Origin of the sequence: Microbacterium sp. bgisy207 (assembly GCF_965345035.1) — a bacterium.
Classification (GTDB): Bacteria; Actinomycetota; Actinomycetes; order Actinomycetales; family Microbacteriaceae; genus Microbacterium.
The window spans coordinates 1-23914 of record NZ_CBDRMG010000014.1 but is presented as its reverse complement, the minus strand read 5'-3'; the positions used below and the strand labels follow the sequence as shown (position 1 = coordinate 23914).

General features: G+C 68.3%; 22 protein-coding genes and 1 tRNA gene. 15 read left to right on the top strand and 8 right to left on the bottom strand.

Annotated features, from left to right (window positions below):
* Positions 1 to 12: 12 nt before the first annotated feature.
* The 3 genes from ACSGC5_RS12790 to xerD are packed head-to-tail and all read left to right on the top strand — an operon-like array spanning position 13 to position 3273.
* Positions 13 to 1764, top strand: coding sequence for a CTP synthase (locus ACSGC5_RS12790; RefSeq protein ID WP_434971030.1), 1752 nt, complete (start codon positions 13 to 15; stop codon positions 1762 to 1764).
* Between the two features lie 4 nt (positions 1765 to 1768).
* On the top strand, positions 1769 to 2347 hold the full coding sequence (locus tag ACSGC5_RS12785) for an NUDIX domain-containing protein (RefSeq protein WP_434970985.1): 579 nt from the start codon (positions 1769 to 1771) through the stop codon (positions 2345 to 2347).
* A gap of 2 nt (positions 2348 to 2349) precedes the next feature.
* Complete coding sequence (gene xerD / locus ACSGC5_RS12780; protein ID WP_434970984.1) at positions 2350 to 3273, top strand: site-specific tyrosine recombinase XerD; 924 nt, start codon at positions 2350 to 2352, stop codon at positions 3271 to 3273.
* A gap of 9 nt (positions 3274 to 3282) precedes the next feature.
* Here xerD and ACSGC5_RS12775 read toward each other — a convergent pair whose 3' ends face one another.
* Entirely contained in the window at positions 3283 to 4230 is a 948-nt protein-coding gene (locus tag ACSGC5_RS12775; RefSeq protein WP_434970983.1) for an NAD-dependent epimerase/dehydratase family protein, read from the bottom strand.
* 77 nt (positions 4231 to 4307) lie between these two features.
* On the opposite strand from ACSGC5_RS12775, the gene ACSGC5_RS12770 reads away from it, so the two are divergent.
* The 7 genes from ACSGC5_RS12770 to der are packed head-to-tail and all read left to right on the top strand — an operon-like array spanning position 4308 to position 10883.
* Positions 4308 to 5237, top strand: coding sequence for a ParA family protein (locus ACSGC5_RS12770; RefSeq protein WP_434970982.1), 930 nt, complete (start codon positions 4308 to 4310; stop codon positions 5235 to 5237).
* Positions 5227 to 6093 carry a segregation and condensation protein A gene (locus tag ACSGC5_RS12765; protein WP_434971029.1) on the top strand — a complete coding sequence of 289 codons (867 nt, stop codon included), beginning with the start codon at positions 5227 to 5229 and terminating at the stop codon, positions 6091 to 6093. Before ACSGC5_RS12770 ends, ACSGC5_RS12765 begins: the two co-directional genes overlap by 11 nt.
* A complete protein-coding gene (scpB, locus tag ACSGC5_RS12760; protein WP_434970981.1) occupies positions 6083 to 6667 on the top strand; it encodes an SMC-Scp complex subunit ScpB in 585 nt (194 codons plus the stop codon). The genes ACSGC5_RS12765 and scpB overlap by 11 nt, the downstream gene beginning before the upstream one ends.
* Positions 6664 to 7470: a pseudouridine synthase gene (locus tag ACSGC5_RS12755; RefSeq protein ID WP_434970980.1), complete on the top strand. Its 807-nt coding sequence runs from the start codon at positions 6664 to 6666 to the stop codon at positions 7468 to 7470. The genes scpB and ACSGC5_RS12755 overlap by 4 nt, the downstream gene beginning before the upstream one ends.
* A complete protein-coding gene (locus ACSGC5_RS12750) occupies positions 7467 to 8600 on the top strand; it encodes a prephenate dehydrogenase (RefSeq protein ID WP_434970979.1) in 1134 nt (377 codons plus the stop codon). Before ACSGC5_RS12755 ends, ACSGC5_RS12750 begins: the two co-directional genes overlap by 4 nt.
* Positions 8593 to 9345, top strand: coding sequence for a (d)CMP kinase (gene cmk, locus ACSGC5_RS12745; protein ID WP_434970978.1), 753 nt, complete (start codon positions 8593 to 8595; stop codon positions 9343 to 9345). The genes ACSGC5_RS12750 and cmk overlap by 8 nt, the downstream gene beginning before the upstream one ends.
* Positions 9345 to 10883 carry a ribosome biogenesis GTPase Der gene (gene der / locus ACSGC5_RS12740; protein ID WP_434970977.1) on the top strand — a complete coding sequence of 513 codons (1539 nt, stop codon included), beginning with the start codon at positions 9345 to 9347 and terminating at the stop codon, positions 10881 to 10883. The genes cmk and der overlap by 1 nt, the downstream gene beginning before the upstream one ends.
* A gap of 10 nt (positions 10884 to 10893) precedes the next feature.
* Here the strand turns inward: der and ACSGC5_RS12735 are convergent, their stop codons facing one another.
* Genes ACSGC5_RS12735 through ACSGC5_RS12725 form a run of 3 tightly spaced genes read right to left on the bottom strand, consistent with a single transcriptional unit; the run spans position 10894 to position 13714 of the window.
* Entirely contained in the window at positions 10894 to 11061 is a 168-nt protein-coding gene (locus tag ACSGC5_RS12735) for a hypothetical protein (RefSeq protein WP_434970976.1), read from the bottom strand.
* Positions 11062 to 11114: 53 nt separating this feature from the next.
* Positions 11115 to 11855, bottom strand: a complete 741-nt coding sequence (locus ACSGC5_RS12730; protein WP_434970975.1) for an anaerobic ribonucleoside-triphosphate reductase activating protein — start codon at positions 11853 to 11855, stop codon at positions 11115 to 11117.
* An 8-nt stretch (positions 11856 to 11863) separates the two neighbouring features.
* Complete coding sequence (locus ACSGC5_RS12725) at positions 11864 to 13714, bottom strand: ribonucleoside triphosphate reductase (RefSeq protein ID WP_434970974.1); 1851 nt, start codon at positions 13712 to 13714, stop codon at positions 11864 to 11866.
* 539 nt (positions 13715 to 14253) lie between these two features.
* Here ACSGC5_RS12725 and ACSGC5_RS12720 point away from each other — a divergent pair.
* Positions 14254 to 15753, top strand: coding sequence for a transposase (locus ACSGC5_RS12720; RefSeq protein ID WP_434970973.1), 1500 nt, complete (start codon positions 14254 to 14256; stop codon positions 15751 to 15753).
* On the opposite strand, the gene ACSGC5_RS12715 is transcribed toward ACSGC5_RS12720, so the two are convergent.
* A complete protein-coding gene (locus tag ACSGC5_RS12715) occupies positions 15648 to 17054 on the bottom strand; it encodes a DUF222 domain-containing protein (RefSeq protein ID WP_434970972.1) in 1407 nt (468 codons plus the stop codon). The two genes, ACSGC5_RS12720 and ACSGC5_RS12715, sit on opposite strands and share 106 nt — an antisense overlap.
* 269 nt (positions 17055 to 17323) lie before the next feature.
* Here ACSGC5_RS12715 and ACSGC5_RS12710 point away from each other — a divergent pair, with 269 nt between their 5' ends.
* Together ACSGC5_RS12710 and ACSGC5_RS12705 are read left to right on the top strand one after the other, a co-directional pair.
* Positions 17324 to 19804: an FAD-dependent oxidoreductase gene (locus ACSGC5_RS12710; RefSeq protein WP_434970971.1), complete on the top strand. Its 2481-nt coding sequence runs from the start codon at positions 17324 to 17326 to the stop codon at positions 19802 to 19804.
* A gap of 139 nt (positions 19805 to 19943) precedes the next feature.
* Positions 19944 to 20867, top strand: a complete 924-nt coding sequence (locus ACSGC5_RS12705; protein ID WP_434970970.1) for an NUDIX domain-containing protein — start codon at positions 19944 to 19946, stop codon at positions 20865 to 20867.
* A gap of 8 nt (positions 20868 to 20875) precedes the next feature.
* On the opposite strand, the gene ACSGC5_RS12700 is transcribed toward ACSGC5_RS12705, so the two are convergent.
* Together ACSGC5_RS12700 and ACSGC5_RS12695 are read right to left on the bottom strand one after the other, a co-directional pair.
* Positions 20876 to 21250, bottom strand: a complete 375-nt coding sequence (locus ACSGC5_RS12700; RefSeq protein ID WP_434970969.1) for an RNA-binding S4 domain-containing protein — start codon at positions 21248 to 21250, stop codon at positions 20876 to 20878.
* Positions 21247 to 21966, bottom strand: a complete 720-nt coding sequence (locus tag ACSGC5_RS12695; protein WP_434970968.1) for a lysoplasmalogenase family protein — start codon at positions 21964 to 21966, stop codon at positions 21247 to 21249. Before ACSGC5_RS12695 ends, ACSGC5_RS12700 begins: the two co-directional genes overlap by 4 nt.
* An 85-nt stretch (positions 21967 to 22051) precedes the next feature.
* Here ACSGC5_RS12695 and trxA point away from each other — a divergent pair, with 85 nt between their 5' ends.
* The gene (gene trxA, locus ACSGC5_RS12690) at positions 22052 to 22504 is read left to right on the top strand and encodes a thioredoxin (protein ID WP_434970967.1); all 453 of its coding nucleotides are present in this window, start codon (positions 22052 to 22054) and stop codon (positions 22502 to 22504) included.
* A 70-nt stretch (positions 22505 to 22574) separates the two neighbouring features.
* Positions 22575 to 22651: transfer RNA gene (locus tag ACSGC5_RS12685), tRNA-Pro, on the top strand.
* A 160-nt stretch (positions 22652 to 22811) separates the two neighbouring features.
* On the opposite strand, the gene ACSGC5_RS12680 is transcribed toward ACSGC5_RS12685, so the two are convergent.
* On the bottom strand, positions 22812 to 23914 hold a 1103-nt coding region (locus tag ACSGC5_RS12680), incomplete at its 5' end, for an IS1249 family transposase (RefSeq protein ID WP_434970966.1).

Genomic DNA, 23914 nt, shown 5'->3' with positions numbered 1-23914 from the left:
TCGAAGCCCGTGATGCAGACCCCGAGTGACTCGCACGGTTCCCCTTCGGATGACGCCCCGGCGCCCGGATCCCCCACCGTCGCAGAGGCCACCTCGGGCCCCTCGACCACGAAGCACATCTTCGTCACCGGAGGTGTCGTCTCGTCCCTCGGGAAGGGACTGACCGCAGCGAGCCTGGGAAACCTCCTCACCGCGCGGGGGCTGCGGGTCGTGATGCAGAAGCTCGACCCGTACCTGAACGTCGACCCGGGAACGATGAACCCGTTCCAGCACGGCGAGGTCTTCGTCACCGACGACGGAGCCGAGACCGACCTCGACATCGGCCATTACGAGCGTTTCCTCGACATCGACCTCAGTCAGGCTGCGAACGTGACGACCGGTCAGATCTATTCGCAGGTCATCGCGCGGGAGCGCCGCGGCGAGTACCTCGGCGACACCGTGCAGGTCATTCCGCACATCACCGACGAGATCAAGCGGCGGATGCGTCTGCAGGCGACCGAGGATCCGCAACCGGATGTCATCATCACGGAGATCGGCGGCACGGTCGGCGACATCGAATCGCAGCCCTTCATCGAGTCGGCGCGTCAGATCCGTCACGAGCTGGGACGGAAGAACGTCTTCTTCGTTCACGTCTCGCTCGTGCCGTTCATGGGCGCCTCGGGGGAGCAGAAGACGAAACCGACCCAGCATTCCGTGGCGACGTTGCGTTCCATCGGCATCCAGCCCGACGCTCTCGTGCTGCGCAGCGACCGTCCCGTCACCGAGGCGAACAAACGCAAGATCGCCCTCATGTGCGACGTCGACGAGGCTGCCGTGGTCAACGCCGTCGATGTGCCGAGCATCTACGACATCCCGACGATGCTCCACGAACAGGGCCTCGATGACTACATCGTGGACGCGCTCGACATCAGCAAGGCCGGCCGGGTGGACTGGACACGCTGGAACCGCGTGCTGCAGGCGGTGCACAACCCCAAGCACGAAGTCACCATTGGGCTGGTGGGCAAGTACATCGACCTGCCCGATGCCTACCTCTCGGTCACCGAGGCTCTCAAGGCCGGCGGGTTCGCGCACGAGACTCAGGTGCGCATCACGTGGATCCCCTCCGACCTGTGCGAGACCCCGGAGGGCGCCGCGAAGGCGCTGGCATCCGTCGACGGCATCGTCGTCCCGGGCGGTTTCGGCATCCGCGGCATCGAGGGAAAGCTGGGCGCGCTGCGCTTCGCTCGCGAGCAGGGCATCCCCACGCTGGGCCTGTGCCTGGGTCTGCAGTGCATGGTGATCGAGTACGCGCGGAACGTGGCGGACCTTCCGGGGGCGTCGTCGAGTGAGTTCGACCCCGAGACGGAGTTCCCCGTCATCGCCACGATGGCCGAACAGGTCGAGATCATCGACCACGGCGATCTCGGCGGAACGATGCGTCTCGGGCTCTACCCGGCGCGGCTGGATGAGGGGTCGATCGCCGCGGAGGTGTACGGGACCACGCAGGTCTCGGAGCGGCATCGGCACCGGTACGAGGTCAACAACGCGTACCGGGACCGCCTCGCTACTGCGGGACTGCGGTTCTCGGGCCTGTCACCCGACCGCAACCTCGTCGAGTACGTCGAGTTGCCGCGGGACGTGCACCCGTACTACATCGCAACCCAGGCGCACCCCGAGCTGCGCTCGCGGCCGACGGCGCCGCATCCGCTGTTTCGCGGACTCGTCGGGGCAGCCCTCGACCGGCACCGGGCGAGCGAGCTGTTCGATGTCGAATCGGATGAGTGAGACCGTGGCTGCCGCTCCTCGGGACGAACCCTTCGAGGCGCACGTCGTCTCGTCGTCGCTCGTGCACACCGGACGGGTGTGGGATGTCCGCAGCGACACCGTGCGCTACGGCGATGCCGAGTTCGTCCGCGAGTACGTCGACCACCCGGGCGCGGCGGCTGTCGTCGCGATCGATGACGCCCAGCGCGTGCTGCTGATCCAGCAGTATCGGCATCCGATCCGGCACCGCGACTGGGAGATACCTGCCGGACTCCTCGACGTCTCCGGCGAAGCGCCGATGATGACCGCGCAGCGAGAACTCGCGGAGGAGGCCGACCTGGTCGCCACGTCGTGGCAGCCCCTCGTGAGCATCTTCACGACGCCCGGAGGAAACGACGAGATCGTGCATCTGTTCCTCGCCCGCGGATTGAGCGCGGCACCCGAGGTCCACGCGCGAGAAGACGAGGAAGCCGACATCCGGCTCGAGTGGGTGCCGTTGGATCAGGTCGTCACCGGAATTCTCGATGGAAGCCTGCGCAACGGCATCCTCTCGGTGGGGGTCCTCGCGGCCGCAGAAGTGCTGCGTCGCGAAGCCCGGGGCTGAAGATGCAGCTCGATCGGGCGATCGACGCCTACCTGCGTCACGTCACGATCGAGCGGGGGCTGTCTGCCCACACCATAGCGGCCTACCGCCGCGACCTCTCGCCGTACCGCCAGTGGTTGGGGGAGCGGGACATCGACGACTCCGCACAGGTCACACCCGCCCTCGTCCGTGACTTCATCGCCGAGCGCGCGGCATCGGACCCGCCTCCCGCGGCAACGAGCCTTGCCCGCCTCCAGTCGTCGGTGCGAGGACTGCACCGGTTCCTCGTGGTCGAGGGGATCGACGCCCTCGACCCCACGACCCACATGACGCCGCCGAAGACGCCCCGTCGCTTGCCCAAGGCCCTCACGATCACGCAGGTCGAAACGCTGCTGGCCGCCGCAGGTCCGGAGCCGGCAGAGGCATCACCGGGAGATCTCATCGCGCTGCGAGACCGGGCCCTGCTCGAGCTGCTCTACGCGACGGGAGCGCGGGTCTCGGAGGCGGTGGGAGTGGATGTCGACGATGTCACCGACGGAGACATCCTTCGAGTACGCGGAAAGGGGTCCAAAGAGCGCATCGTGCCCATCGGGTCTTACGCACGCGCGGCGGTGGATGCCTACCTGACGCGCGCGCGGCCCGAGCTCGCGCGGCGCGGCAGGTCGAGCCCGCGGCTGTTCCTCGGGGCGCGCGGTGCACCGCTGTCGCGGCAGAGCGCCTGGCTGATCATCCAGGCCGCCGCCGAACGCGCGCAGCTGGACGCGCACGTGTCACCGCATACGCTGCGCCACTCGTTCGCGACGCACCTGCTGCAGGGCGGCGCGGACGTGCGGGTCGTGCAGGAACTCCTCGGTCACGCATCCGTCGCGACGACTCAGATCTACACCCACGTGAGCGTCGACGCCCTGCGGGATGTCTACGCGACCTCGCACCCGCGCGCGCGGTGATTGCGCGCCTCAGGCAGGCAGTCGCTTGCTCCACGCGCGCGCCGTCTCGGAGACGAGCACGTCCCAGTCGGTCGGGTGGATGCCGAACGTCGCCTCGGTCTCGGTCGCGTCCACCTCGAACGGGGCATCGAACTGATAGAGCACCCCGTTGACCTCGCGAAGGACAGGGACGAACACGCCGCCGACCCGCAGCAGCCACCGGGGCACGACTCGCAGTCGTGGATCGGGAGCGCCCGCGGCGCGGCTGAGGTCGGTGAGCGCCTGACGCACGCTCATAGCGGGATTCGTCGGGACAAGCCACGGGCGCCCCCACGCGCGTTCGTCGCGCCCCAGCGTCGCGAGCGTCCGAGCGACATCATCGATGGCCGTCCAGGCGTGCGGCACATCGGGGTCCGCGAACACGGATGCGGTCTTGGCAGCCAGCGTGGAATGTGCGTATCTGGCGAGCAGCCCGCTCGCGACCGGGAGTGTCGGGCCGATGTAGTCCGATGCCCGAGCCTCCGTCGCGCGGACGCGACCGTCCTCGTGGGCTCGTCGTGCGTCCTCCCACATCGCGGCGCGCAGAGCACCCTTGTGGTCGGACGGATGCAGCGGCGTCCTCGCTGTCATCGGTGCTGTGACGGGTCCGTACCCGTAGAGGTTCGACATCGTCACGAGCACCGCGCCGGTCGCCTCGGCAGCCGCCAGAAGTGCGGACGCCAGCGGCGGCCAGCGTCGCTCCCATTCGGTGTAGTCTCCGGGGTTGGCGCAGTTGTAGATCGCGGCGGCGCCGGCGGCGATTCGCGTCAGGGCATCCGCGTCGGAGGCATCGGCGGCGACCGCGGTGACGCCCTCGAGGGATCGCGCGCTGCCCGATCGGGTGACGACGATGACCTGCTCGGCCTCGTCAGCCAGCAGGCGTGCGAGCGCGGAACCGATGGGGCCCGCTCCGACGATGACATGTGGGGCCGGGGGCATGCCCCGAGTGTAGGCCGCGCGCCGCGCGGCACGCCTCGCGGCCGGTGAACGCTCGGTGACTAGAATCGGGGCACGACATGGCGAAGGCAGGAGAGTCGGTGGCGGGCAGCAAGCCGGGGACAAAGCGCAACGGAGCAGCATCCGGGGCGGCAGCGTCCGCCGATTCCGACATCCTCGGACCGACCGGCCGTCCCTACCGGGGCTTCGACACTCCGCCACCTCTCCAGACCCACGGGCCCGCTCGCATCATTGCGCTATGCAACCAGAAGGGCGGCGTCGGCAAGACCACGACGACGATCAACCTCGCCGCCTCGCTCGCGGAGTACGGGCGCACCGTGCTGGCCGTCGACTTCGACCCGCAGGGCGCGCTCTCGGCGGGGCTCGGCATCCCGACGCATGACATCACGACCGTCTACGACTTGCTGCTGGATCCCAAACGTGACCCGCACGACGCGATCGTGAGCACGTCGGTGGACGGTCTCGATGTCATCCCCGCAAACATCGACCTCTCCGCGGCGGAGGTGCACCTCGTCAATGAGGTGGCCCGCGAGACGATCCTTTCGCGCGTGCTCCGGAAGGTCGCGGGGGAGTATGACGTCATCCTCATCGACTGCCAGCCCTCGCTCGGTCTGCTCACGGTCAACGCCCTGACCGCGAGTCACGGGGTCATCGTCCCGCTGGAGTGCGAATACTTCGCGCTGCGGGGTGTCGCGCTGCTGATCGAGACGATCGACAAGGTGCGGGATCGTCTGAACCCCGACATCCGTCTCGACGGGCTGCTGGCCACGATGTATGACCCCCGCACACTGCACTCGCGGGAAGTGCTCGAACGCGTCGTGGAGGCCTTCGGCGACGATGTCCTCGAGACCGTGATCGGTCGCACCGTGAAGTTCCCGGATGCATCAGTCTCGGGCATGCCGATCACGACGTTCGCTCCCGAACACGCCGCGGCGCAGGCCTACCTGCGGCTCGCGCGAGAGCTCGTCGCCCGTGGCGCTGTCGCCTGACCCCGACGTCGCACCCGACGCGCCTGACGTAGCCGACGCGCCCGGACCCGCGGCGGCCGGGATGACGGAGACCGGCGACGGGTTCCGGGTCTCGCTGGACGTGTTCGACGGCCCGTTCGATCTGCTCCTGACCCTCATCACGAAGCGGGAACTCGACATCACCGATGTCGCCCTGAGCGCGGTCACGAACGAGTTCATCGCCCACGTGCGCGCCCTCGGACCCGATCACGACCTCGACGAATCGTCGCAGTTCCTGGTCGTGGCGGCCACGCTCCTGGACATGAAGGTGGCGGGTCTGCTTCCGCAGGGGGAGCTGGTGGATGCTGAGAGTGTCGCTCTCTTGGAGGCGCGAGATCTGCTGTTCGCGCGGCTCCTGCAGTACCGCGCGTTCAAGGAGGTCTCAGCCTGGTTCGGTCGAAGCCTCGTCCGCGAGGACCGTCGCCACGCACGCACGGTGCGGCTGGACGCGAAGTATCGCGAAGCCGTACCCGAACTGGTCTGGACCCTCTCCCCGGAGGATTTCGCGGCCCTCGCGATGCTCGCGTTCGCGCCCAAGGAGATCCCGCAGGTCGGGCTCGATCATCTGCATGCGCCGCTTGTCAGCATCCGGGAACAGGCGGCCGTCGTCGTCACTCTCCTGCGGGATGCGGGCTCGCTGAACTTCCGAGACCTGATCGCGGGCGTGGATCAGCCCGGGATCGTCGTGGCCCGGTTCCTTTCGGTTCTCGAGCTGTACCGGCATGCGGCGCTCTCGTTCGAGCAGCTGGAGCCGTTGGGGGAGCTGACGCTGCGATGGACCGCCGAGCGGTGGTCCGACGAGAATCTTGCGACACTGGGAGCCGACTATGACCGATGACACTTCTCCGCCGCCGGTCGCCGATATCACGCGGCGGCTCGAGGCGATCATGATGATCCTCGATGAGCCGCACAGCCTCGTGAGCCTCGCATCGGCCGTGGGCGCGCCGGTTCCCGCCGTACGTCAAGCGATCGAGACCCTCGTGGCCGACTACGACGGCGAGAGCGGCGGACCGCGCCGCGGGTTCGAACTGCGCGAGGTCGGCGGCGGCTGGCGGCTGTACGTGCGCGAAGAGTTCGATGACCTCGTGAGCGAGTTCGTGGGGACCCAGGCGCCCTCGCGGCTGTCGCAGGCGGCGCTCGAGACCCTCGCGGTGATTGCGTACAAGCAGCCGGTCACGCGCGGACAGGTCGCCGCGATCCGCGCCGTCAACGTCGACTCGGTCGTCCGCACCCTTCTTGCGCGCGGGCTGATCACCGAGGTGTTCACCGACCCCGACACGGGCGCCATCCACTACGGCACGACGGATGCGCTGCTGGTGAACCTCGGGATCAACTCGCTCGACGAGCTGCCCCACATCTCGCCTCTGCTCGACGACGGAGCCGACGGTTTCGCGGGGGAGTCGATCCGATGACGGGCCCGGATGTCGGCGGGCCCGGTGAGGAAGGCGTGCGCCTGCAGAAGGTGCTTGCCGCCGCGGGGGTCGCATCCCGTCGCGTGTCGGAGCAGCTCATCGCGGCCGGCCGCGTGCGCGTGAACGGTCGGGTCGTGACCGAGCTCGGATCTCGTATCGATCCGACGACGGACCTCGTGGATGTCGACGGGGTCGCGGTCCAGCTCGACGAGAGCAAGCGGTACGTCATGCTCAACAAGCCGCGCGGTGTCGTCAGCTCAATGCGCGATGAGCGCGGCAGACCGGATCTGCAGCAGTACACACGGGAATGGACCGAGCGGCTTTTCAACGTCGGGCGACTGGATGCCGACACGAGCGGGCTTCTCGTCCTCACGAACGACGGCGACCTGGCTCACGTCCTCTCCCACCCCTCGTTCGGTGTCACGAAGGTATACATCGCCAAGGTCGAGGGGCGCGTGACTGCCCAGACGATCTCCCGGCTGACGAAGGGCATCACGCTCGAGGACGGTCCGATCGCCGCAGACAAGGCGCGGCTGTTGTCGACATCCGATGCCGGGGGCGGTTCGCTCGTCGAGCTCACGCTGCATTCGGGGCGCAACCGCATCGTGCGCCGCATGATGGCCGAGGTCGGCCATCCGGTCGTGGAGCTGGTGCGCCGCCAGTTCGGGCCCCTGCACCTGGGGAGCCTGCCCGTCGGGGCAGTGAGGGAGTTGACTACAGTGGAACGCGGCGCATTGCTGACTCTCGCGCGCCGCGAGGTCGACGACTCTTCGTCTGCCGATTCCCAGGAGACCTCCCCGTGACCACCACCGATCCGTTCGCCCTCCCCGGCGGCGATGCGTTGACGCCGCGCGTGACCGGCACGGTCCGTGTCGTCGGTGCGGGGCTTCTCGGCGCAAGCGTCGGTCACGCCCTGCGAGCGCTGGGTGTGGATGTCGTGCTCGAGGACTCTTCGCCGTCGCAGTTGCGTTTGGCGATCGACTACGGTGCGGGCCGGGCGGCGCGCCCGGACGATGTCCCGGCGCTGATCGTCGTCGCGGTTCCACCGGATGTCGTCGCCGACGTCGTGGAGCGAGAACTGCGTACCTACCCCGAGGCTGTCGTGACGGACGTTGCGAGTGTCAAGCTGGAACCGCTTCGGGAACTGCTCGAACGGGGTGTGGACCTCACCCACTACATCGGTTCGCACCCGCTTGCCGGTCGTGAACGCGGCGGCGCGATCGCGGCGCGCGCGGATCTGTTCGTCGGTCGCCCGTGGGTGGTGTGTCGCGACGGAAAGACCCCGGCATCCGACCTCGCTCTCGTCGAGGCGCTGGCGCTCGATCTCGGCGCGATGCCGATCGAGATGAGTCCCGAGGATCACGACCGCTCGGTCGCGCTCGTCTCCCACGTACCTCAGTTGGTCGCGAGCCTGCTGGCGGGACGGTTCACCGATGCGCCTGAGGGCGCGCTGCGGCTCGCCGGCCAGGGAGTGCGGGACACGACGCGGATCGCTGCGTCCGCGCCCGAACTGTGGGTGCAGATCCTCGCCGCCAATTCCGCGCCCGTCGTCGATATCCTCGATGCGCTGTCGCAGGACCTCGCGACCGTCGCCGCGGCGTTGCGTTCCCCGGAGCTCCCCGGCGCGCGCCGGGAGATCGCCGACACGATCCGCCGCGGCAACGTGGGTGTGGAGCGGCTGCCGGGCAAGCACGGTCAGAACCGTCGGTTCGCGTCGCTCGTGGTGATGGTCGATGACACCGCGGGGCAGCTCGGGCGCCTGTTCGGCGATCTCGGCGCCCTCCAGGTCAACGTCGAGGACTTCCGGCTCGAGCATTCTCCCGGAGCCCCCTTCGGCCTTGCCGAGATAGCCGTCGCGCCTTCCGTGCTGCGCGATGCGACCGCCGGTCTCGAAGAGCGCGGATGGAAGATCGCGAGCACCACCAATGACTGATTCCTCCCCCTTCGTCGCAGAGCCGGCCGAGTCCGACGTCGTGATCGTCGCGGTGGACGGGCCCGCAGGAAGCGGCAAGTCCAGCGTCTCGAAGCAGGTCGCCCGGGCCCTCGGCTTCGGCTACCTCGACACGGGAGCCGCCTACCGCGCTCTGGCGTGGCACGCGCTGGCACGCGAGGTCGACACCTCCGACGCCACCGCGGTGCTCGAGGCGGCGAGCGATTTCGATTTCCGCATCTCGCTCGACCCCGACGACTATTGGGTGCGATCGGGGGAGACGGATGTCACCGCGGCCATCCGTGAGCAGCGGGTGACGGATGCCGTCAGCGGCGTCGCTCGCGTGCCCGCCGTTCGCCGGGCGATCACCGCGGCGTTTCGACGTGTGATCGCGGCATCCGGACGCCCGGGAGTGGTCGTGGAAGGGCGAGACATCACGACGGTCGTTGCCCCCGATGCCCCCGCGCGGATTCTGTTGACTGCAGAGCCGGCGGTTCGCGCGGCCCGCCGGAGTGCGGAGCTCACCGGATCGACGGCGGCGGAGGTCGCCGAGGCGCTGCGACGACGAGACTCCTCCGACTCCACCGTGGTCGATTTCCTGACCGCAGCGCCGGGTGTGGTCGTCGTCGATTCGACCGCGCTCGATTTCGATGAGACGGTGGCCGAGGTGCTCGCCGTTGCCCGCCGGGAGCTGGCGCACGCCGCGGACGGGCGCGAACGCGCCAGCGGCACCGACGGGAAGGACTGATGATGAACGACATCCGGGACGATTTCGACGACGAGGCGGCAGGCGACGACAACCTCGCGGACACGCTCGCGGATCTCGACGACGAGCTTGCCGAGCAGCGCGCGGCGGCCCTGCGCGCATCGCTCGAGGACTACGACCTGGACGAGGACGACGCTGCCGTGCTGGCGGGACTCGCTGCCGGCGAGGACGGGATCGAATATCTGCCCGCACTGCCCGTGGTCGCGATCGTCGGGCGGCCGAACGTCGGGAAGTCCGCGCTCGTGAACCGCATCCTCGGCCGGCGCGAAGCGGTCGTCGAGGACACGCCGGGCGTGACCCGCGACCGTGTCACCTACAAGGCCGAGTGGATGGACCGGCGCTTCACGCTGGTCGACACGGGCGGGTGGGAACCCGACGCGAAGGGGATCGACCGCTCGGTCGCGGCGCAGGCGGAGGTCGCGATCGATCTGTCGGATGTCGTGCTGTTCGTCGTGGACGCGATGGTCGGGGCGACCTCGACCGACGAGCACGTCGTGAAGCTGCTGCGGCGCAGCGGCAAGCCCGTGTTCCTCGTCGCCAACAAGATCGACGACGCCCGGCAGGAGCCCGAGGCGGCCGCGCTGTGGAACCTGGGGCTCGGGGAGCCGCATCCGGTCTCGGCCATCCACGGGCGCGGCGTTGCCGATCTGCTCGACGAGCTCATGAAGGTGCTCCCGGATGTCTCGGCTGTCGCCAAGCACGAGATCGGCGGGCCGCGTCGGGTCGCGATCCTCGGCCGCCCGAACGTCGGCAAATCATCGCTGCTCAACAAAGCGGCGGGAGAGGAGCGCGTCGTCGTCAACGACCTGGCCGGCACGACGCGGGACCCCGTCGATGAGGTTGTCGAGATCGGGGGAAGCCTGTGGACCTTCGTCGACACCGCCGGCATCCGTCGTCGGGTGCACCTGCAGCAGGGCGCTGACTTCTATGCGTCGCTTCGAACGTCGGCCGCGCTCGAGAAGGCGGAAGTCGCCGTCGTCGTGCTCGATGTCGGCGAGCCGATCAGCGAGCAGGACGTGCGGATCATCGATCTCGTGCTGGAGTCGGGCCGCGCACTGGTGCTCGCGTACAACAAGTGGGATCTGCTGGCGACGCCGGAGCTGGAGAACCAGGATCGGCGTCGGTACCTCGAGCGCGAGATCGAGCAGGACCTCGCGCACGTGTCGTGGGCGCCCCGCGTCAACATCTCTGCGCGGACGGGCCGGCACCTCGAGAAGCTCGTTCCGGCGCTCGAGACCGCCCTCGCCTCGTGGGATCAGCGGATCCCCACCGGCAAGTTCAATGCGTTCCTCGCCGAGCTGGTCGCCGAGCACCCGCATCCGGTCCGGGGCGGCAAGCAACCCCGCATCCTGTTCGGCACGCAGGCGGCCACGCGCCCGCCGACCTTCGTGCTGTTCACGACCGGGTTCCTCGACCCGGGCTACCGCCGGTTCATTCAGCGGCGGCTGCGGGAGCTGTTCGGGTTCGAGGGCACGCCCATCGTGCTGAACATGCGGGTCCGGGAGCGTCGCCAGCGCTGACCGGCGCGCCTCAGTCGCCGTCGACCTTCGCGGGCGGCAGGTCCTGGAGGTGCGAGCGGTCGTCGCCGGGGTCTCCGGTTCCCTTGTCGGTCCCGCCGAAGTCGCGGTCTTCCCACTGTCCGTGCGTCTCCCCGTTTTCGGGGGTTTCGATCATTTCGTGGTCTTGTGCGTTTCCCATGGCGCCACCCGAGCACGTGCGTGTGGCCCAGACGAGGGTCTTGACATCCGGGCTCAGCGGGTGATCACGCGCATCACGGAGCCGTCGAACTCGTCCGCGACCGTGGTCACCAGGTCGGGGTGACCCGAGTGCGCGGGAACGGCGCGGTTGCTGCTCGCACGGGTACCGGTCGCCCGGGCCCGCTGCAGCGCCCACCGGGTGACCCCCTCGTCCCGCAGCTGCACTCCGAGCGCGCGGAGTCGAGCGGCATCGGTGAGGGACGGATGCACCGTCGTGCGCACCTCATAGTCCAGGGGGCGATCGCTCGGTTCACGCCGGCGCGCCGCGTCGAGGACGAGTCGCAGGGACCGCCACGCGTGCGTGCCGCTGCCGCGCCGTGCCGTGACCGTGGCGTAGTCGGCAGCGGATGCCTTGATGTCGAGGCCGACCCAGTCCACGGCAGGGAGCACGGCATCGAGCCGCTGGGGGAACGCCCCTGCGGTGTGAAACCCGATGCGCATGCCGATGCGCCTCGCGTCGAGCGCGGCAGCCCCGAGCGCGGCCTGCATCGTCGGCTCTCCGCCCGAGAAGACCACGCCGTCGAGGTGCGTTCGTCGCTCATCGAGAAAGCCCAGGACCTCGCGCCACTCCAGCACGCCGTCGCGGTGCGGATCGAGAAGATCAGGGTTGTGGCAGTAGACGCAGTCCCACGGGCATCCCTGCAGAAACACGGTCGCAACGAGGCGATCAGGCCAGTCCGACCCCGAGAACCGCGACAACCCTGCGATGCGCAGCGCACCGGCCGTGACGCTCATCGGCGCGCTCATGGCCGATGCGCCGCCACGGGCGGGATCTCGGGGGCGACTCGGGACGCGTCGAAGTAGACGCGCTCGGCCGCTTCGCCCTGCTTTCCGACGTTGAACGAGGACACGGGGCGGAAGTAGCCCATCACGCGGGTCCACACTTCGCTCTCGGCGCCGCAGTCCGGGCACTGCGGGTGATCGCCTGACACGTAGCCGTGACGCGGGCAGATGGAGAATGTCGGCGTCACGGTCAGGTACGGCAGGCGGAACTGTTCCAGCGACCGGCGTACGAGCGCCTTGCAGACGGCTGCCGACGCCACCGCTTCGCCCAGATACAGGTGAAGGACGGTGCCGCCGGTATAGAGCTGCTGCAGCGGCTCCTGCAGCGTCATCGCCTCGAAGGGATCGTCGGTGAAGCCGACCGGCAGTTGCGAGGAGTTCGTGTAGTACGGATGATCGGCGGTGCCGGCGTGACGGATGCCATCGGTGCCCTCGCCGAACCGCGCGATGTCCAGCCGTGCGAACCGGTAGGTCGCGCTCTCGGCCGGGGTCGCTTCGAGGTTGTACATGTGGCCGGTCTGCTCCTGTGTCTCCACCATGCGGGCACGGACATGTTCGAGCAGCCACGTCGCCAGTTCCCTGCCGTCGGCATCCGCGATGTCGTGAGCGTCGAGCGTGAAGTTGCGGACGAACTCGTTGATGCCGTTGACGCCGATCGTGGAGAAGTGGTCGTCGAGATTTCCGAGGTAGTGCTTCGTGTAGGGGAAAAGACCGCCCTCGATGTGTCTGCCGATCTCGGCGCGTTTGGCCTCGAGACTGTCGCGGGCGATATCGATCAGATCGTCGAGGCGGTCGAGGACGCCGTGACGGTCACCGGGGTAGAGGTAGCCGAGGCGCGCGCAGTTGATCGTGACGACACCGATCGATCCCGTCTGCTCCGCCGAACCGAACAACCCATTGCCGCGCTTGAGCAGTTCCGTCAGGTCGAGCTGCAGCCGGCAGCACATCGACCGGATCATGTGGGGGTCGAGGTCGGAGCTGATGAAGTTCTGGAAGTACGGGAGTCCGTACCGAGCGGTCATCGCGAACAGGGCGTCGACGTTGGGGTCGTCCCAGTCGAAGTCTCGCGTGATGTTGTAGGTCGGGATCGGGAAGGTGAAGGCGCGACCGTCCGCATCCCCCGCCGCATACACGTCGATGAACGCCCGATTGATGAGCGCCATCTCCTCGCGAAGATCGCCGTACACGAAGTCCTGCAGCACGCCGCCGATGAGCGGCCGTTGGGTGGCAAGGTCGTCAGGGCAGGTCCAGTCGAACGTGAGGTTCGTGAACGGAGTCTGCGTTCCCCACCGCGAAGGCACGTTGAGGTTGAAGACGAGTTCTTGCACGGCCTGTCTTACCTGTTCATATGACAGACCGTCGATGCGGACGAACGGGGCGAGGTAGGTGTCGACGGAGCTGAACGCCTGCGCGCCGGCCCACTCGTTCTGCAACGTCCCGAGGAAGTTCACCATCTGGCCTGCCGCTGCCGACAGGTGTCGAGGCGGTGCGGACGAAATCCGACCCGGGACGCCGTTGAACCCCTGCTCCAGCAGCGCGCGAAGCGACCACCCGGCACAGTAGCCCGCGAACATGTCGAGGTCGTGGATGTGGATGTCGCCCTCACGGTGCGCTGCCCCGGCGGCGGGGGAGTACACCTCGTCGAGCCAGTAGTTCGCGATGATCTTGCCCGCGGTGTTGAGGATCATTCCCCCGAGCGAGTAGCCCTGGTTGGCGTTGGCGTTCACCCGCCAGTCCGACCGTGAGAGGTACTCGTTGATCGTTTCGGATACCGCGACGGTTCGCGGCGACGCGGCGGTGCGGGCGGTCATTCGGTGCTCCTCGGGGCGGGCTTGCGTATCGGGGTGGTGATCACAGGATCGGTGGGGCTGCCACTATATGCAGGGTGCGTTCGTGAGTACGACACAATATGTGGTGGTGCACATGGTCAGACCACAGTCCTCGTCGCCTCGTTGTGGCGTCACACATGATCGCGTGTCGGTCCCGCCGTTCACGCGTCTCGGGAGTAGTGACGCTCAGAACGGTGCGGGTTCGCCGTCGGGCACGAAGCGTACGGCGGGTGCCGGAGTGTCGTCGTAGCGCCGGCCGATCGGACTGGTCCATTCGAGTGTGCCGTCCGCGCGTTGCGTGACAGTCCAGGCGGTGTGGTGTTTGAGGGTGTGATGTCGCCTGCACAGGTGAGGCTGTCGCATGAATCTGCAGGTGATCGAGCGCGTCTGGGGTGGGTTTATGCCTGGTCAGGGGATGATTAGGTGTGGTCGTGAATGTGCGTTTGGGTGATCGGGATCAGGGGTTTCTGCTGCCGCCGTCGGTGCGGGATTGGTTACCGGAGGATCATCTGGCGTTCTTTGTGATCGATGTGGTCGCGGAGTTGGATTTGACGGCGTTCTACGCCGCGTTCCGCGCTGACGGGCGCGGCGGGGCCGTCTACGACCCGGAGATGATGCTCGGCGTGCTGATCTACGCGTACTGCACCGGGGAGCGCTCCTCCCGTCGGATCGAGAAGCGCCTGGTCGAGGACGTCGCCTACCGGGTGATCGCGGTGAATCAGTCCCCCGATCACGCGACGTTGGCGCGGTTCCGGGCACGTCACCAGGACGCGATCGCAGGGCTGTTCTCCCAGGTCCTCGGGCTCTGCGTGAAGGCCGGGCTGGTGGACGCGGGACTGGTCGCGATCGACGGGACGAAGATCGAAGCGGACGCGTCGTACTTCGCCAACCGTACCCGCGACGAGCTGGCAGCTGCGGTCCTGGCCGAGGCGGCCGCCACCGACGCTGCGGAGGACGAGCAGCTCGGGGATCGCTCAGGGTCCGAGCTGCCGGACGACTGGGCTGGCGGGCAGGACCGGCGGGGCCGGATCCGGGCGGCGCTGGCAGAGCTGGAGGGTCAGCCGGCGCGGGACTACGAGGCGCGGGTCGCGGAGCGGGCGGCGAAGGAAGCCGCCACCGGGAAGGGCCTGAGAGGGCCGAAGCCGTTGAAGGAGCCGGCGCGGCGGGCACTGCCGCGGAGGGCGAACACGACCGATCCGCACTCGCGGATCATCGCCACCAATGGCACAGGGGTGATGCAGGGCTATAACGCCCAGACCGCCGCGACGACGGGGCAGATCGTCGTGGCCGCGGAGGTCACCGCGACCACGAACGACCAGCCCCACTTCATCCCGATGGCCCAAGCAGTCATGGAGAACCTCGCCGAGACCGGCGCCGGGAAGGTCTGCACGTTCGTCGCGGACGCGGGCTATTGGACGGCAGCCAGCGGCACTGCCGACGTCGGCGCGGACGTGTTGATCGCGACGCGGAAACCGGCCTGGCGTCGAGGCGAGACCCCCGATGATGACACGCTCGCCATCCTGGCGAAGGTGAACCGCGGGGAGCTGTCCCTTCGGCAGGCCGGGGACATCCTCGGCGTCTCTTACACCTGGGTCAGAGACAAGACCAAACGCTACTTCGGCAAAGACGGGCCACGGCAAGCCCGCACCGCCCAACCCGAACCCGACGAATGGATGCCCGTGATCGAGAAACTCGCCCGAGGAGAGATCTCCCAGCGGGCCGCGATCGACGAACTCCAGGTCTCCCAGGGGCGGGTCAAGGCCATGCTCGCCCACGTCCGAGGCGAAGCTGTCGAGCCGGAGATCGCCCGCCGGGCCATGGACGCCAAGCTCGCCACCGAAACAGGGTCCGAGGCCTACCGGAAACGGCAGCACAGCATCGAACCCGTCTTCGGAAACATCAAAGCCAACCTCGGCTACCGACGCTTCACACGACGAGGAATACCCGCAGTCCACGCCGAATGGCGGCTGATCTGCAGCGCCCACAACCTCCTCAAACTCCACACCGCGACCACCGCCTGAACGACGGGCACCCCGCCCCGCCGCCCCCGGCTCATCCGAACCCGAGCAGATTCATGCGACAGCCTCAGGTGTGCGAGATTCCTCGATTCCGTGGGTCCGCCGCGGGCAGCGTCGGCGGTGTGGTCGATGTCGCACAGTCGGGCGGGGCGGCGGCATCCGGGGAACCGACAGTGCTCGTCGCGGGCGGAGAGGTAGCGCTTCAGTTTTCTGTCGGGTCGGTATCGGTCCACCGCGACGGGCAGGCCGGTTTCGGCGTCGGTGAAGACGCGGTCCCATCCGGGAGCCTGGGTGGCGAGATCGCGAACGAGGGCGGGATCGACGGGTCCGTAGCCGGCGAGGATGCCGGGCTCGTCGGTGACTCCGGCGAGGGAGCGGAGCGGGATCGTGACCTGGACGCGACCCGTGATCCGCGCCGTGACGTCGGGGTCACCGTGCCCGGTAGGGGTTGCTGTCAGGAGGAGGTCGGTGAGGGCGTCGGCGCGGAGTTGATCCATCGTGCGCGCTTCGATCCGGCCGGCTTCGTCGGATTCCTCAGCGCCGGCAGTGCTCACATCGTGGTCGACGGTGGCTGCTGTCGCGCTCTGCTCTTCGGCGCGGTTCGCGTTGGGCCGCTCAACCGTGTCGCTATCGCGGACGTGGCGGGCGATCTGGGTGAGACGGTCGTGGATTGCGTAAGCGAGGGGCGCGGGGAGATCTGCGACTAAGCGGGCCAGTCCGTCGCTCAGGTCGTGCACGACGACGGTGCGGGCCTGGGTGGCGAGGCGGCGCAGCTGCGCAGGAGAGTCGGGATCGAGCGTCGCGGCGATCGCGCGCGCGGCGGCCCGCAGGCGGTTCGGAGTCTCATGACGCGCGATGTCGAGGACGAGCTTCTCGTACCGCGAGCGGGCGCGGTCATCGCCGATTCCGGCTCCCGCGTCGACGATGACACGCACATGCGCGGCATCCACATCCCCGCGCTCCCACGCGACCTGCGTGTCGGGGAACCGGTCGGTGAGAGTCGTCGCCTCACCCATTCGGGTCTGTACGGTGCGGTCGCTCACCCTCATGGCGGCGCCCAGCTCGGCGGCGATCTCGCGGATGCCGAGATCCGACCCGGACCGAGATGCTCCGAGTTCTCCGGCCCGCTCGAGCGCGAGATCGACCCCGTACGCCAGCAGCCGCGCTTCCCTCGCCTGCAATGCCGCGATCTTCCGTCGCGTTTCCGCGACATCCGCGACCAATGCCCGCATCCGTCCGTGGACACGCGAGCCGCCTCGAGCTCGTGCCCGGATGGAGGAGGTGAGGGATGCGGGGTCGCCCATGCTGCTCCGAGGATCGAGGAGCCGGATGGCTCCGCCGGAAGCGCTCTTTGGGCACGTGCGCTGGTACAGATGAGTATAGAACAAAGTTTCGAGTAATACAAGTCGCCGGCGCATCGCGAGTGTGTCGGGGGGAGAGTCGGAGGACCTTGGACCCTGATGCGCCCGATACCCCCGGGAGTACCGTCGGGACGGGATGCGAGGACGGGCGCCCGACCACCTCCGGCGTCCGCATCCGGATGCCACCGCTGAGCCACATGAAGGAGAACGCCATGAAGATCGTCGTCGTCGGAGGAGTCGCCGGAGGGGCATCCGTTGCTGCCCGTGCCCGTCGCCTGGACGAGTCAGCCGAGATCGTGGTGCTCGAGCGCGGCGACTATGTCTCGTTCGCCAACTGTGGCCTGCCCTACCACATCGGTGGCGTGATCGCCGATCGGAGTCGCCTCCTGCTGCAGACGCCCGAGAGCCTGCGTGAGTCTCTCGACATCGACGTCCGGGTCGGGCAGGACGTCATCGCCGTGGACCGAGCCGCGAAGACCGTCACCGTGCGCGAAGTCGCCACCGGCCGCGAGTACACCGAGGCCTACGACGCCCTCGCCCTATGCCAGGGGGCCGACCCGTTGCAGCTTCCGCTTCCCGGGATCGACCTTCCCGGCATCCATACGCTGCGAAACATCGCCGACATGGATGCCATCAAGTCGCGCCTCGACGAAGCGTTGGCCGCCGCTGCGGCGAAGGGCCGCGCCGCCAAGACGGTGGTCATCGGTGCCGGCTACATCGGCATCGAGATGGCCGAGAACCTCATCCATCGTGGGTCCGACGTGACAATCGTCGAGCTCGCCGACCAGATCCTTCCGCCGCTCGACAAGGACGTGTCCATCCCGGTCGAGCAACACGCACGCGGACGCGGCGTCGAGCTGCAGTTGGGCACGGCCGCCGCTGCCTTCACGCAGGCATCCGACGGGATGCTGCGCGTCGAACTCAACAACGGGCAGTCTCTCGTCGCTGACCTCGTGGTGCTCTCGGCGGGGGTTCGCCCGAACGTGAGTCTGGCCCAGCAGGCGGGACTGGAGATCGGCGAGCGCGGCGGCATCGTCGTCGACACGCACATGCGCACGTCCGACCCGCACATCTGGGCAGCGGGGGATGCCGTCGAGACGGCGCACACCGTGCTCCCTGGGCGGTGGGTCACTCCGCTGGCGGGGCCAGCGAACCGCGAGGCACGCGTCGTGGCCGAGAACATCTGCGGACGAGACACGGAGTATCTCTCGACGCAGGGCACCTCCATCGTCAAGGTGTTCGACATGACCGCCGGCGCGACAGGCGCCAATGAGCGGCAACTCGAGCGTGCCGGCGTGGACTACCTGACCGCGCACGTGCATCCGTCCGGCCACGCCGGCTACTACCCGGGCACTGCCCAGATGCACATCAAGGTGACGTTCGCGCCCTCGGACGGGAGGCTGCTGGGCGCTCAGATCGCGGGGTTCGACGGCGTCGACAAGCGCCTCGACGTCTTCGCCACCGCGATCCGACTCGGCGCGACGGTACACGATCTCGAGCACCTCGAGCTCGCGTACGCGCCGCCGTTCGGGTCGGCGAAGGATCCGGTCAACATGGCGGGGTTCGTCGCGAGTAACGTCCTCAGCGGCGACCTGAAGCTCTGGTACGCGAAGGACTATCCGGCCGCGACCGAAGGATGCCGCATCATCGATGTTCGCACCGAGGTCGAGTACGAGATCTGGCACATCCCCGGGGCGGAGAATGTGCCGCTCGGGACGATCCGCGAGGCGTGCGAGACCTGGGAACGTGACGTCCCGATCCGCCTGTACTGCGCCGTCGGTTTCCGCAGCTACCTCGCGTACCGCGCGCTCGTCCAGCGCGGTTTCACGGATGTGCGGACGCTCTCCGGCGGCTCGACGACGTTCCGCTTCTTCCATGATCTCGAACCCGTCGGGTTCGTGGCCAAGCCCGCCGAGATCCACTACGCCGAGGCATCCGACCTGCTCGCCCAGGCGAAGGGAACCGGCCAGGTGGTCGACCTCGACTGCACGGGGCTTGCGTGTCCTGGCCCGATCATGAGGCTGACCAAGCAGATGGATGAGCTGCAACCCGGCGACGACGTCGTGGTGCACGTCTCGGATCCGGGCTTCGCGCACGACGCTCCCGCGTGGGCAGGCAGCCACGGCCACGAGATGCTCTCGATCTCACCGGAGGGTCCCGGCTATGTCGCGACGTTCCGCAAGGGCGCTGCCCCCGACCGGTCGGGCACGTCCGTGCAGAAGCTGAACCAGACCTCGTTCGTCGTGTTCTCGGGCGACCTCGACAAGGCCATCGCGGCGTTCATCATCGCCAATGGAGCGCTCGCGATGGGGCAGAAGGTCTCGATGTTCTTCACGTTTTGGGGGCTGAACATGCTCCGTCGGCACGATGCGCCGCCGCGCGACAAGAAGCTCATGGATCGGATGTTCGCGATGATGATGCCGTCCGGATCCGATCACCTGCCGTTGTCGCAGATGAACATGGCGGGCATGGGACCCAAGATGATCAAGGACGTGATGCGCCAGCACAACGTCCCGACGCTCGAGGAGCTCATGGAATCGGCGCGCGAGGGCGGCGCGCAGCTGGTGGCCTGCACGATGACGATGGACCTGCTGGGCATCGCCGAGAGCGACCTGCAGGAGGGCATCGACTTCGGCGGCGTCGCCACGTTCCTGGGGGAGGCGCAGAAGTCCGGAACGACCCTGTTCATCTAGGGCTCCGTCGCGCACCGAGCTTCGGTGGCGTCGCGATGCGGGGGTGAGGAGATGGATGTCGCAGAGTGGCGCGACCGAAGCTGGTGAGGAGGGCGCAGGAGTGCGACGGGTGCGGCGCGGTCTGTGACAGGCTGAGATCGTGACGATCGAACCCCCGGAGCCCGGCTCGCCCCGCCGCCCCGCGGGTCCGCGCGATCCGGGTGATGCCTGGGTGATCGCACCGACGGGGGAGCGCTACTGGGGCCGGTTCGGCGCAGCTGGTCTTCTTGCGGTAGATGCCGAGCGCGGCATCCTGCTGCAGCATCGCGTCGGCTGGAGTCATCACGGCGGCACCTGGGCGCTGCCCGGTGGTGCGCGGCACGAGGGCGAAGGTGCCGGGGCAGCTGCGCTCCGAGAGGCGCACGAAGAGGCCTCGGTGCCGCAGGATGCTGTGCGCCAGCGATTCTGGAGCGTGCTGGATCTCGGGGTCTGGACCTACACGACCGTGATTGCGGATGTCTTGGTGGCGTTCGATCCGCACATCGGGGATGCCGAGAGCGTCGCCCTCGAGTGGGTCGCGGTGGACGCCGTCGACGGCCGCCCGCTGCATCCGGCTTTCGCGTCGGCGTGGACGCACCTGCGTCCCTTGTTGTCGGTGCGCCCCGCTGTCGTGATCGATGCGGCGAACGTCGTGGGCTCAGTCCCCGACGGATGGTGGCGCGACCGGGCTGGGGCCGCGGGCAGGCTCATCGATCGGGTGAGGCAGTGGCGCGAACGTGGGGTGGATGCCGCGAAGCTCGAGCTCCCCGGTTCGCTGTGGTTTCCGGAGGTGTCGGTTGTGCTCGAGGGCCAGGCGACGCGTGCGCTCGCGGGTGACGATCACGCAGAGACCGACATCCGGGTCGTGCCCGCGCCCGGTGAAGGGGACGACGAGATCGTCGCCGAAACCCGGCGTCGCATCGCGAGTGGCGAGCAGGTCATCGTCGTGACGAGCGACCGAGGACTCGCCGACCGGGCCGGTGACGAAGGCGCCCGGGTGGTCGGTGCCGGCTGGCTGCTCGGTCAACTCGACGAGAGTGCGTGAACCGGGACTTACTCGGCTGAGCGCCCTCTCAGGCGATCGATGTCGCGCCGCTCCCGCTTGGTGGGTCTGCCCGCACCGCGGTCGCGGACCGGCACGAACGGCGTCTCCTCCCGTGAGGGACGCGGGGGCGTTCGCTCGTCGACGGCGAGCGCCGCTGCCGGTGCGCCGACCCGCTTGGTGAGCAGTTGCTTGACGACCAGGATGCGGTCGAATCCGGCAATGCGGACGCGCAACTCATCGCCGATCCGCACCGGCTGGGCGGCCTTCGCGCGCTCGCCGCCGACGCGGACGTGGCCCGCACGGCAGGCTGCTGTCGCTGCGGACCGGGTCTTGTAGACCCGAACGGCCCACAGCCAGGCATCCACGCGAACGGAATCCGTCACGCCCTCGATTCTCTCGCGGCGCGCGCTGCGTGGGTTGCGATCACGGCTCCGACGGCGATGAGCCCCTGCCCGAGCGTGTAGGTGATCATGACCAGCGCGCTGCTTCCCGACGGCATGGTCTCGGGCAGGAAGAGCCGGAACGCCAGCACGGTATCGGAGATGAGGAAGAACGCCCCGCCCCATGCGATGGCGGGGTGGCAACGAGTCGAGAGCACGGCCGTTCCGCCCAGCACGAGCCCGTAGGCGGCGACGGCTATCGCGAGCGCACCGAGGAATGGCCACAGATAGACGACGAGGACGACCCACCACACGACGTACACCGCTGACCACCACGGCAGCGCCCGCACGGAGAGGAACCGCCAGAACAGCACGATGTAGGCCACGTGCGCCAGGCCGAAGCACAGGAGCATCGCGGGCAGCTCGTCATCGAGGAACGGGAAGAACGTGGCAGCACCGTCGCCGAGCCATGACAGCGCCAGCGCCAGGAACAACAGCGTGTACGGCGATCCCCACTGCGACCCGCGGCCGCCCCAGAGCACCGCGAGAGCCAGGACCGGCATGAGCGCGAGCTTGGTCGGCGCGCTCACGGCATCCCACCCGGCCAGAAGCGCTGTGACGTGCACGATCGAGACCGCGACGTAGGGAAGGAACCCCCACCACCATCGCGGGGAGAGAGCGGATGCGGCGACTCGGGTCGCGGCGGCATCGGTGGTCACAGACACTCCTTCGTGAGGAACCGCTCCCACCCTAGTGCGACGGGAGGTGTCGGAGGGTAGCGCTCGCCGCGTGGCGATCGCGACAATGGCAGATGGAAGGGAGTCAGAAATGGCGGAGTCCTCGGTTGTCACATGCCCCTCGTGCGGGGCGAAGAACCGCGTGCCGTCGGCCCGGTCGGGGAGAGTTCGCTGCGCCTCGTGCCACACCGATCTTCCCTGGCTCGTGGAGGCGGACGACACGTCGTTCGATGCGGTCGTGGGAGACGCGACCCTTCCCGTTCTCGTCGACGTGTGGGCACCCTGGTGCGGTCCGTGCCGGATGGTCTCGCCGATCGTCGAGCAGATGTCGCGCGAATTCGCCGGAAAGCTGAAGGTCGTCAAGGTGAACTCTGACGAGTCTCCGCGTGTCTCGCAGCGTCACGGCATCCAGAGCATTCCGACGCTCCTGCTGTACCGGAACGGCGCCGAACAGTCGAGGCAAATCGGGGCGCTCCCGGCACCGCAGCTGCGTCAGTGGGTGGCCGGCCAGGTCGGTTGACGCCGCCGATTCTCGGCTGGCCGCGCGACCGGCTAAGATAGTGGAGTTGTCCGCGCCTCGGTGCGGACTCCGGGATGTGGCGCAGCTTGGTAGCGCACTTGACTGGGGGTCAAGGGGTCGCAGGTTCAAATCCTGTCATCCCGACCAGGTGAGGCTTACTGCAAACACCGACCCTATGGGCCGGGTTTGGAGGAGCTTCCAGGGTCAACGAAGTAAGGGAGTCGCCCATGTGGGCGGCTCCCTTCTTCTTCGTCTGGTAGTGCTTGGCCCGGGTTATCGGCAAGAAATGGTGGATGGGTCGGGCGTGTCAGTGTTCGCCGATCCATCCTGAGCGGTGCCAGAGGCCTTCTGCGGCGTCGAGGCCTGTGCCGTAGAGCTCGGGCCCGAGGGGTTCCTCGGTCTTCGGTGGGGGCGCTGGCTGTGGGGTCTGGGCGTGCTGGTGGGCGCGGTCCAGGGGGACTTCGCGGAGCAGCAGGAACCATTCTGCGGCGCGGCGGCGGTGCTCGATGGTCATCCCGCGGTGGTGGCGCAGCAGATGTCTGATCTGCGCGTTGATGCCGCCCTCGAGCGGGGATGTGGTGCGGGGGTTGCCGTGCTGGAGGAACGTGAATACGTGTCCGGCTTCGGCGGCGCGGTGCAGGATCGCCCATGCCTTGCGGAGGCGGAGGTGAGTGAACCCGAAGTGGCCGTTGTCGTAGAGGGTGCGCTCCTTGGTGAGGTGTCCGAACTGCTGCCACCACGCTTCGAGGGTGAGTCGCCAGGCGATCGCGGCGTCGATGTCGTGGATGTCGCTGAGGGTCATCGCGATCTGACGTAGCGCTCGGCCGGCTTTCAGACGTGGATTCCTTGTCAGCTCGCGGGTCACGTTCATCTGCAGGTGGAAGATGCACCGTTGCACGGCCGTGTCGGGCCAGGTGTTGGCCAGGGCGGAGCGGACCCCGGAGCCACCGTCGGTGACGACGACCTCCGGTGGCGGGACCTGGGTGAACAGTGCCTCCCACGCGGCCGTGGACTCGCGGGCGGCCCATTGCCAGGCGATCACGTGTCCGGTGTCTGACAGGGCGATCAGCAGGCACCAGGACCCGATCCAGATTCCGTCGACCAGGACGGCGTCGTGGACTTCGCCGGTGACCGGCATGACCGGTTCCAGGTCCCAGCACCAGGCCGTCTGATCGCGGAAGGATCGGCCGGTGCCGCCATCGAGGTCCGCTTGCGTGTGTTTCCCCGTCAGCCAGGTCAGGAACCGGTGGAGTTGCTCACGACGGGTGACGTCTGGGCGGCGGCGAACGCTCGAGGACCCGCAGCCTCTGCAACGCCACCGCTGTGTTCCCGAGGGATGACGGCCGTTCTTCACCAGCCGGGAGCCGCATACCAGACACAAGGTCGTGTTCGACGGAAGGTCCACGACTA

Bases quoted from the DNA above. Each gene is read 5' to 3' on its own strand.
- ACSGC5_RS12790 (WP_434971030.1), top strand. From the start codon at position 13: ATGCAGACCCCGAGTGACTCGCACGGTTCCCCTTCGGATGACGCCCCG.
- xerD (WP_434970984.1), top strand. From the start codon at position 2,350: ATGCAGCTCGATCGGGCGATCGACGCCTACCTGCGTCACGTCACGATC.
- ACSGC5_RS12775 (WP_434970983.1), bottom strand. From the start codon at position 4,230: ATGCCCCCGGCCCCACATGTCATCGTCGGAGCGGGCCCCATCGGTTCC.
- ACSGC5_RS12770 (WP_434970982.1), top strand. From the start codon at position 4,308: ATGGCGAAGGCAGGAGAGTCGGTGGCGGGCAGCAAGCCGGGGACAAAG.
- scpB (WP_434970981.1), top strand. From the start codon at position 6,083: ATGACCGATGACACTTCTCCGCCGCCGGTCGCCGATATCACGCGGCGG.
- ACSGC5_RS12755 (WP_434970980.1), top strand. From the start codon at position 6,664: ATGACGGGCCCGGATGTCGGCGGGCCCGGTGAGGAAGGCGTGCGCCTG.
- cmk (WP_434970978.1), top strand. From the start codon at position 8,593: ATGACTGATTCCTCCCCCTTCGTCGCAGAGCCGGCCGAGTCCGACGTC.
- der (WP_434970977.1), top strand. From the start codon at position 9,345: ATGATGAACGACATCCGGGACGATTTCGACGACGAGGCGGCAGGCGAC.
- ACSGC5_RS12735 (WP_434970976.1), bottom strand. From the start codon at position 11,061: ATGGGAAACGCACAAGACCACGAAATGATCGAAACCCCCGAAAACGGG.
- ACSGC5_RS12730 (WP_434970975.1), bottom strand. From the start codon at position 11,855: ATGAGCGTCACGGCCGGTGCGCTGCGCATCGCAGGGTTGTCGCGGTTC.
- ACSGC5_RS12725 (WP_434970974.1), bottom strand. From the start codon at position 13,714: ATGACCGCCCGCACCGCCGCGTCGCCGCGAACCGTCGCGGTATCCGAA.
- ACSGC5_RS12715 (WP_434970972.1), bottom strand. From the start codon at position 17,054: ATGGGCGACCCCGCATCCCTCACCTCCTCCATCCGGGCACGAGCTCGA.
- ACSGC5_RS12710 (WP_434970971.1), top strand. From the start codon at position 17,324: ATGAAGATCGTCGTCGTCGGAGGAGTCGCCGGAGGGGCATCCGTTGCT.
- trxA (WP_434970967.1), top strand. From the start codon at position 22,052: ATGGCAGATGGAAGGGAGTCAGAAATGGCGGAGTCCTCGGTTGTCACA.